We start from the raw sequence: 9155 nt of genomic DNA, 5'->3' as shown, positions 1-9155 counted from the left end.
ATTCGATGCCGTTGTGGATCGTCTTGACGAAATGGCCGGCGCCGTCGGGGCCGAGCCAGTCGACGCAGGGCGAGCCGTCGAACTTGGCGGCGATCGGCTCCAGCAGCGGCTTCAGGCGCTCCCACACCGCCTCGTCGCCGCCGACCATGATCGAGGGGCCGTTGCGCGCGCCGACCTCGCCGCCGGACACGCCCATGCCGACGAAGTGGATGCCGGTCGGCTTCACCGCCTTCTCGCGGCGCACCGTGTCGTTGAAGTCGGCGTTGCCGGCGTCGATCAGGATGTCGCCGGGGGCAAGATGCGGCAGGACGAGCGCCATCTGGTCATCGACCGGCTTGCCGGCATTGACCATCAGCACCACGACGCGCGGGCTTTTGAGCACCCCGACGAAGTGCTCGATCGAGTCGGTCGGCACCAGACGATCGGCGAGCGCCGGGTTCTCGTCGCGCACGCCGTAGGCCTTCTCAGTCGTGCGGTTGCCGAGAGCGACGGTGAACCCGCCGTTGTCGGCGAAGTTCAACGCAAGGCTCGCCCCCATCGTGCCCATGCCCAAGACGCCGAGATCGGCGGTGCGCTCGCTCATGGCAAAGCTCCTGTGTGATCGCTGTGAAAAAGGGCTGCCGCGCTCAGCGCGCCGCGCCGAAATCGAAGAGCTTCATGTAGGCGGCGCTGTCCTCGCCCCCGATGCCGGCGGCCACCATCATGCGGTGGAGATCGGCGACGAGGTTCGTGAGCGGCATCGGCGTTCGCAACTCCATCGAGAAGCGCTGCGTCGCCTCCAGGTCCTTCAGCATGTTGTCGATCCGCCCCGTCGGCGTCAGATCGAACCGTGCCATCTTGCCCATGAACTCCTGCAGGATGCGGCTGTCGGCACGCCCGCCCGCGAGCGCTCCCGGAATCCGCTCCGCATCCACGGCAGCGTCGAGCGCAAGGCGCGTGGCTTCCGCGACGGCGAGGAAGTTGCAGGCGCAAAGCACCTGGTTGATGAGTTTCGTCGTCTGACCGGCGCCGCAAGGGCCCATATGGGTCATGTTGGCGGCGACCGCCGACAGTACGCCCTTCGCCCGTTCCACTTCCTCGGGGTCGCCCCCCATCATCAGGGTCAACCGGCCTTCGGTCGCGGCGGGCGCGCCACCGGACAGCGGCGCATCCACCCATCCGAGGCCCGTTTCGGCGCGCAGCCGCGCGCCCATCGCGGCGGTGGCCTTCGGATCGGTGGAGGACATGTCGATCAGAAGCATGCCGTCCCGCGCGTGACCGGCGAGCCCGTCGGCACCGAACACCACGGCCTCCACGATCTCGGCCGTGTTGAGGCTGAGGATCACGACGTCGCTGGCCTCCATCAGCGCGGCCGCGTTCTCGGCAACGGCGGCGCCCTCGGCCGCCAGCGGCGCGGTCTTCCGCGCATCGCGGTCGCGCAAGGTAACGGTGTGCCCGGTCTTCAGAAAGCGGCCCGCGATGGCGCTGCCCATCACGCCCACTCCGACGACGCCGATCCGCGTTTGGCTCATGATTTTTGTCTTTCGATAACGGGAGGTCGAAGGGCGTTGCGGCGAGGCGCTGCGGTGGTACCGCGCGGTACGACCTCGATGCCAAGATCGATGGACGGGGGCAGATCCCTGCCTCGACCGTCGAAGAGGTCGCGCAGGAGCACGCCCGCTTTGGTGCCGATGCCCTTGGCATCGACACGGATGGTGGAGATCGCCGGTTCGCATTCACGCCCGAGTTCGAAATCGCCGAAGCCCAGGAGACTGAGACGGCCGGGCACGTCGATGCCCTGGCGCCGGCATTCCATGAGCGCGCCGAAGGCCGAGCTGTCCGACACGGCGAAGACGCCTTCCACATCGGGCATTTCCTGAAGGAGCAGCTTCATCGCCGCCGCGCCGTGGGCGTAGGACACGGGGGCTGGACCATGGCGAAGGATGCGGCCGGTCTCGAGACCCTCTTCCTTGAGAACGGCGGCAAAGCCCTGCAGGCGCGCCTCGCCGCGCGCGTCGCGAACGTCCCCCTCCGCCTCCGAGCCGATGGCGGCGATGCGCCGGAGCCCGAGCGACAGGAGGTGCCGGGCGGCGGCGCGCCCGGCCTCGAAATTGGAGAAGCCGACCGCCCGGTCGAGCGGGGCGCTCGGCGCCTCCCAGATCTCGACCACCGGGATGCCGGCGTTCATCAGCATCCGGCGCGTCGAGGCCGTGTGCAGCGTGCCCGCGACCACGATGCCCTGCGGGCGGCGCGCGAGCAGCGAGCGCACCAGCCGCTCCTCCTCGCCCGCCTGATAGAGCGTGTAGCCAATGAGGAGCTGGTAGCTCTGCCCCAGCGCCTCGGCGAGCCCTTGCGCCGTGTCGGCGAAGTTGGAATTGGTGAGGGTCGGCAGGATCAGTCCCACGAAATTGGTGCGCCGCGAGGACAGGGAGCCGGCCACGAGGTCCGGCACGTAGCCGAGTTGGTCCACCGCGCGCATGACCCGCTCGCGCGTCTCCGGCGCGACGATCGAGGGGTCGGCGAGCACCCGGCTCACCGTCATCGTCGAGACGCCCGCGAGCTTGGAGACGTCCCGCATCGTCGGCTTCGTCAGGACCTCGGCGGCGGTGCCGGCCTTCTTCTGTCGGGCCATGTTCGCCCTCTCCTTTTGCATTCGTGCGGCCAAGCCCCTCAGGCGAGACGACGATCGTCCACGTGGCGCAGCGTTCCGTCGGAGAGGGCGCTGCGGGTGTCGATGGCCATGTCAGAAATGCAGATGCACCTTGATCGCGCGTTTGCGGTCGGCTGCCATCTCGAAGGCGGCGCCGATTTCCTCCATCGGCATCTCGGCCGACATCACGGGCGCGACGTCAATCCGGTCACCGACGAGCCAGTCCACCGCCGTATGGAACTCCTCGCAGAAGCGGAAGGCGCCGACGAGGTCGATCTCCTGCGCCATCAGCATGTTCACCGACACGCCGACCTCGCCCGGCGGCATCATGCCGAGCTGGACGAGGCGGCCGCCGGGACGGATCGCGCGCACCAGCGAGGCGAGCGCAGGCGGCGCGCCCGTCGCCTCAAAGCCGACATCGAAGAACCCCTTGTTCGCCTCGAACGCGGCGAGGCGCTCCGGCGCCGTCGCGACGTTGATCGTCTCGTCCGCACCGGCCCGCCGGGCGAGCGCCAGCGGCTCGTCCACGAGATCGGTGACCGCGACGACGCTCGCTCCCACATGCCGCACGGCAAGCGTCAGGAGCATGCCGATCGGCCCGGCGCCCGTGATGAGGACGCGCTTGCCGAGGAGATCGCCCGCGCGGGCGAGGCCGTGGATCGCGACGGACAAGGGTTCCGCCAGAGCCGCCTTGGCCAGCGGCATGTCGGACGGCACCGGAACCGCCTGATCGGCGCGGCAGGTGAAGCGCTCGGCGAAGCCGCCCTGCACATGCGGGAACATCGCGGCCGAGCCGACGAAGCGCATGTTGCGGCAGAGATTGGAACGCCCGACACGGTAATAGTCGCAACGAAGGCACGGCCGGCTCGGTTTGATCGCGACGCGCTGGCCGATCGCGAGGCCCGACACGCCCTCGCCCAGCGCCTCGATCTCGCCCGCCACCTCGTGGCCGAGCACCAGAGGCTCGCGCAACGCGAAGTCGCCGACGCGCCCCTTGCCCCAGTAGGACAGGTCCGATCCGCAGATGCCACCCGCCCCGAAGCGCACGAGCACGTCGCCCGGCGCGACGGTCGGCTCGGAACGCTCCTCAAGACGCAGATCCCTGGCGGCGTGTATGACGGCAGCACGCATTGAATTGGTCTCCCTCGACGACCCCCGCGGATCGTCCGGACGATTGTTATCGATAACAGAATTACGCGAGATCGGGAAGGGCTCCAGGCTGTCCGACGGCTCAGTCCCGCCAGCCGTCCCCGTGGGCGTTGACGTAGATCGCGTAGAGCGAGGTCTGCGCTGTGATGTACAGACGGTTGCGCTTGCGCCCGCCGAAGCAGAGGTTCGACACCATCTCCTCCACCGGGATCGAGCCGATATGCGTGCCGTCCGGCGCATAGACGCAGACCGCGTCGGCGTTGGAGGCCCAGATGTTGCCGTTCGTGTCGGAGCGGAACCCGTCGAAGAAGCCGTTGGGCGAGCGGGCGAAGAGGCGGCCCTTTCCCACGCTGCGTCCGTCCACCACGGCGTAGGCGCGGATCGCGGGCTCGCAGGCCGGATCGTGCGTGCGGCCCGTCTCGGACACGTAGAGGATCGTCTCGTCCGGCGAGAAGCAGAGCCCGTTGGGCTTCAGCATGTCCGATACGACCAACGTCACCTCACCCGACGCCGGATCGAGCCAGTAGACGTTGGAGGCACCGATCTCCGAAGGCGCGCGGTGGCCCTCGTAATGGAAGTCGATGCCGTAGGTCGGATCGGAGAACCAGATCGTGCCGTCGCGCTTGACCACCACGTCGTTGGGTGAATTGAGGCGCTTGTTTCCCCAGTGAGAGACGAGGTTTCGCCAAACGCCGTCATGATCGAGACGCGAAACGCGCCGCCCGCCGTGCTCGCAGGCGACGACGCGCCCCTCGGCGTCCAGGGCGTGGCCGTTGTGGTAGCCGCAGGGGCTCTCGAAGACCGAGACGCGGCCGTCGCACTCGTCGTAGCGCATCACCCGGTCGTTCGGAATGTCCGACCAGAGCACGGACTTGGCGGCCGGGACATGCACCGGCCCCTCCACCCAGCGCCCGCCCGTCCACAACCGCTCCAGCTTGGCGTGGCCGATGAAGAGGCTTCTGAAGCGGTCGTCGTGAACGACGTAGGTCTCGGTCATGGCGGTGTCAGTCCGTCGGCAGGGCGTAGTCGTCGGCGCGGAAGACGGTGTGGAAGATGTCGCCCTCGTAAAGCGTCAGCAGCCCCTTCGTCACCTCTCGGGATTCGAAACGCACGTCGGACGCGAGCGCCGTCTCGATCGCCTCGCGGGAGGGATAGCGAACCTGCAGCACCATCTCGAAATGCGGCTCGGCGACGTCGGCCTCCTCCTGGCGGAGAACGCGCACCTCTTCGGCGCCGGGAAAGCGCGTCCAGAGCGGCACGAGCCTGTCGCGCACGTACGCGGTGAATTCGGCTTCGGAGCCGGGCTTGGCGCGGCCGCGAAAGAAGGCGCAGCGGATGAACATGGGGGACGTCCGATCGATGGGGTCAGAAATGAGCCCGGCGCGGCGCGCGCACCGGGCGGCGGCGCGTTACTTCACGCCCCAGATCGCCTTGTAGGCGTCGCGATAGCCGTTCTCCGGGTCGAAGGCGTTGGTCGGGCCGCCGTCAAACTCGACGTTCGCCTTGGTGACGATGTGCAGCGGCGAGACGTAGCCGGACCACGGCTGGCCTGCGAAGGCGCGGTTGAGCTCGTCCACCAGCTGCCAGCCCTGAAGCTTCAGGGGCTCGGCGACCGTGACGGCCTGGAACTGGCCGGAGCGGATGCGCTGGTAGGCCGACTCCGACCCATCGCCGGCGGCCACGCTAACCGGCCTGCCGTCACCCGCGATGCCCGCGGCGGCAAGCGAGGGGCCCATGAAGTCGAAGTAGAGGTCGTTGATCGCGAGCGAATGGGTCCACGCTTCGCCGTGGCGCTGGAGGAGCGAGGTCGTCAGCTGCGGCATGCGCGTCGAGGTCTCGGCGATCGGCGTGTCGACATACTCGACCACCGTGCCCCCGAGCTTCTCGATCTCGGCCTTCATCGCGTCGGCCTTGGCGATGGCGACGGCGTAGGTACTGTCGGTGAAGATCACGACGCCGGGCTTGCCGGCGGCATCCACATAGGCCCAGTCGGCGGCGGCCTTGGCCACCTGCATCGGATCGGTGGTCACGTTCGCGAAGACCCCGGCGGACGCGACGGGGCCGACTTCGGGCGCCGTGTGCCAGGCGACGATGGGAATTTTGGCGTTCTTGGCCTGCTCGAGACCCGCCTGCTGTTCCACCGCGTCGAAGCCGGCGACCACGATGCCGTCAGGGTTGAGCGCGATGCCCTGACCGACGGCCGCCGTGCGGCCCGAAATGGAGCCGGCGCCGTCGATCGTGCGCACCGTCCAGCCGGCGGCCTTGGCCGCTTCCTCGATGCCGGACACGACGCCGAGGATGCCGCCGTTCTTCATGTCGCCGGCCAGAACAACGATCGTCTTGTCGGCCGCGATCTTCGGGCCGCTCGTCGGCCCGTCCCAGGTCGTGACCCGCGAGGCGTATTTGTCGACCGTCGCCTTGGCGTCCGCCATCGCGTCGGCCCGGGCGCCCGGTGCGCCCGCAATCATGAGGGCACCGCCGAGGAGCAGCGCGGAAAGAAGCGTCTTCATGTGGGGTCCTCCCTTGGATGATGGCCGCCCGCCCGTTTCCTCCCGGCGGGCCGAACTGGTGAAGGCGTGCGGTTACTTCGCGCCGCGTCGGCGCTGGGCGTAGGCGGCGATACCGATGGCGACGAGCAGCGTCATGCCGTTGAAGAGGGGCTCGACGTAGAAGGAACCGCCGAACTGCTGGATGCCGGAGATGCCGACCGCCAGCACCACGACGCCGATGACCGTTCCCCAGACGTTGACGCGGCCGGGCTTGATCGTGGTGGAGCCGAGAAAGGCGCCGACGAGCGCCGGCAGGAGATATTCGAGGCCGACGCTCGCCTGCCCGATCCGCAGCTTCGAGGCGAGGAGCACGCCGGTCAGCGCCGTCAGGAACCCGGAGGCGACGAAGGTCGCCATGGTGAAGCGGCGGACGGGAATGCCGTTGAGGGCCGCCGCCTTCGGATTGGCGCCGATGGCGTAGAGGTAGCGGCCGACCGGCGTGTATTCGAGCACAAGCCACAGGAAGACGGCAAGGCCGAGGACGTAGAAGCCGCCGATCGGAAGACCGAAGACCATCGTGCCGTTCAGCGCCAGGAAGCCCTCGGGGAGCGGGGCCACGACCTGCCGGCCGCCCGTGTACCACAGGGCGAGCGCATAAAGCACGGTGCCCATGCCGAGCGTGGCGATGAACGAGTCGATCTGCGCGACCTCGACCAGAAGACCGTTGAGCAAGCCGACAGCCGCGCCGAGCGCCAGGACGATCAGCACCGCGACCGGCCAGGGAATGCCGAAGGCCGTCTGGAGCGAGATCGCCAGGATATGCCAGAGCACGATGCCGTAGCCGACCGTCAGGTCGATCTTGCCGGCCGTCATCGGGATCATGGCCGCGAGGGCCAGAAGCGCGATGATCGACTTGTCGGAGACGATCGAGCGCAGGTTCAGAAGCGTCGGAAAGGTGCGCGGCAGCAGGATCGCGAAGAGGAGGATTAGCGCGAGCGTCAGGATCGGCAGACCGTAGACCGGCAGGAGACGCATGATGGCCTGCCCCGGCGACAGGGTGCGCATCTCGGCGCGCGTCGGCTCCAGCGCATTCGACTTGATGGAGTTCATGGGGACGGTCTCCCGAGCGCGCGAGCCAAAGGCGTGCGGCGGTGAAGGGGTCAGGCGGCTTCGGAGGCGCTGGCGGCGGCGATCACCCGCTCGGTCGTCACCGCCTCGCCGGAGAGTTCGGCGATGATCGTGCCGCGATTGAAGACGAGCGCGCGGTGGCAGAGCATCGCCACCTCCTCGAAGTCGGTGGATACGACGAGGACGGCAAGGCCGGCCGCGACGGCCGCTTCCACCAGGCGATAGATCTCGGCCTTTGCGCCGACATCGACGCCCGCCGTCGGGTCCTCGAGAATCAGGAGCCGGCGGCCGGTTTCCAGCCAGCGGCCGACGATGACCTTCTGCTGGTTGCCGCCCGACAGGCCCTCGATGGCGAGATCGGGATCGTTGGGGCGAAGGCCGATGCGCCGGCCGAGTTCCCGCGCGGCGTCGCACTCTCGCGCCGGCGAGCGGAAGGACAGGAGCCTGCGCCCGAACGCGCCGGGATTGAGAAAGGCGTTCTCGCGCACCGACAGGGCGGCTGCGACGGATTCCTCCGCCCGGTCGCGGGCGACGAGCCCGATGCCCGACTGGAGCGCCGCGCGCATGGAGGAAAGGTCCGGGGCCGCGCCGTCGATCGAGACCGAGCCCGAATGCGGCTGGGCGCCGAAGAGCGCGCGCCCGACGGCTTCCTGGCCGGCGCCGCGCAGGCCGACGAGCCCGAGGATCTCGCCTTGTCGGATGTCGAAATCGACCGGCCCCGCGCCTGCCGTCGCCAGACCGCGCACCGACACGCGCGCCGCGGCATTCACGGGCGCCGGCAGCTTCTCGTAGAGCCGAAGCGAGCCGGTGCCGATGATCTGCGCGATGAGGTCGGTGGGTGTGAGATCGGCGATGCGCCCCTCCCCCGCCAACGCGCCGTCGCGCAGGACCACAGCACGGTCGGCGACGCGGAAGATTTCGTCCAGCCGGTGCGAAACGTAGATCACGCCGACGCCGCCGGCGGAGAGACGACGCACCGCCTGCATCAGCTTCTCCACCTCGTCGGCGGGAAGGCTCGCGGTCGGCTCGTCGAGAACCAGAAACTCGCAATCGGTCGCGAGTGCGCGTGCGATCGCTATCAGAGACTTCTCGGTGCGCGAGAGCGAGGCGACGCGCGTGTCGGGATCGAAGTCGCAGCCGAGCCGCGCCAGCGCCTCCACGGCCTGAGCCCTGACGCCCGACCAGTCGACGAGCCCGCGCCGGGCTCCGCCGCGCCGGGGATAACCATTGGCGATGGCAACGTTCTCGGCGATCGTCATCCACTCGATGAGGCCGAGGTCCTGGTGGACGAAGGCGACCTGACGCCTTGCGCCTGCCGTCCCCTTGCTTTCGTGGGAGTAGAGCTTGCCGTCGATCGCGATCCGCCCGGCATCGGCCTTGTGGATGCCGCCGAGGATCTTGATGACGGTGGACTTGCCCGCCCCGTTCTCGCCCAGCAGCGCCACGACCTCGCCGGACCGAACGGAAAAGCTGACGCCCTTGAGCGCCTGGGTCCCTCCGAACCGCTTGGCGACGCCCTCAAACCGAAGCTCGCTCACGACAACCTCCCAATCATCGACACTCCCGATGTTATCGATAACTTTCGAAGTGTCAACGGCTGTCTGACGATGTGCCGCATCGTCTTGCGGACGATTGGTCTGCCCCCTGAAAAGTGGTCCTCCCTGACGTAGGCTTACGAGCCTTTGTGACGTGCCCCCCGACTTTGGACCGCCCGGCTGGAGGATTTCCGGGGGTGATTGCTCAGGCGGGCAGGCTGCCTT

The 9155-nt window shown here is 68.6% G+C and carries 9 protein-coding genes; all 9 read right to left on the bottom strand.

The annotated features are described in order from the left end of the window. Positions 1-583, bottom strand: a 583-nt coding sequence (locus QZ753_RS19795; RefSeq protein WP_294646268.1) for an NAD(P)-binding domain-containing protein, incomplete at its 3' end; no start/stop codon positions are given. Positions 584-626: 43 nt separating this feature from the next. Then, positions 627-1511, bottom strand: coding sequence for an NAD(P)-dependent oxidoreductase (locus QZ753_RS19790; protein ID WP_294646267.1), 885 nt, complete (start codon positions 1509-1511; stop codon positions 627-629). After that, entirely contained in the window at positions 1508-2557 is a 1050-nt protein-coding gene (locus QZ753_RS19785; RefSeq protein WP_294646269.1) for a LacI family DNA-binding transcriptional regulator, read from the bottom strand. The genes QZ753_RS19790 and QZ753_RS19785 overlap by 4 nt, the downstream gene beginning before the upstream one ends. A gap of 165 nt (positions 2558-2722) precedes the next feature. Next, entirely contained in the window at positions 2723-3760 is a 1038-nt protein-coding gene (locus QZ753_RS19780; RefSeq protein ID WP_294646266.1) for an L-idonate 5-dehydrogenase, read from the bottom strand. Between the two features lie 100 nt (positions 3761-3860). After that, positions 3861-4775 (bottom strand): SMP-30/gluconolactonase/LRE family protein, encoded by a 915-nt coding sequence (locus tag QZ753_RS19775; protein ID WP_294646265.1) that lies wholly within the window; start codon positions 4773-4775, stop codon positions 3861-3863. A gap of 7 nt (positions 4776-4782) precedes the next feature. Next, positions 4783-5121, bottom strand: coding sequence for a hypothetical protein (locus tag QZ753_RS19770; RefSeq protein ID WP_294646264.1), 339 nt, complete (start codon positions 5119-5121; stop codon positions 4783-4785). Between the two features lie 66 nt (positions 5122-5187). Then, entirely contained in the window at positions 5188-6288 is a 1101-nt protein-coding gene (locus QZ753_RS19765; RefSeq protein ID WP_294646263.1) for a substrate-binding domain-containing protein, read from the bottom strand. A 72-nt stretch (positions 6289-6360) separates the two neighbouring features. Next, positions 6361-7377 carry an ABC transporter permease gene (locus QZ753_RS19760; RefSeq protein ID WP_294646262.1) on the bottom strand — a complete coding sequence of 339 codons (1017 nt, stop codon included), beginning with the start codon at positions 7375-7377 and terminating at the stop codon, positions 6361-6363. Positions 7378-7427: 50 nt separating this feature from the next. Next, positions 7428-8933, bottom strand: a complete 1506-nt coding sequence (locus tag QZ753_RS19755) for a sugar ABC transporter ATP-binding protein (RefSeq protein WP_294646261.1) — start codon at positions 8931-8933, stop codon at positions 7428-7430. Positions 8934-9155 lie beyond the last annotated feature (222 nt).

Source organism: uncultured Aureimonas sp. (genome assembly GCF_913775355.1).
Classification (GTDB): Bacteria; Pseudomonadota; Alphaproteobacteria; order Rhizobiales; family Rhizobiaceae; genus Aureimonas.
This window is presented reverse-complemented; position numbering and strand designations above follow the sequence as displayed.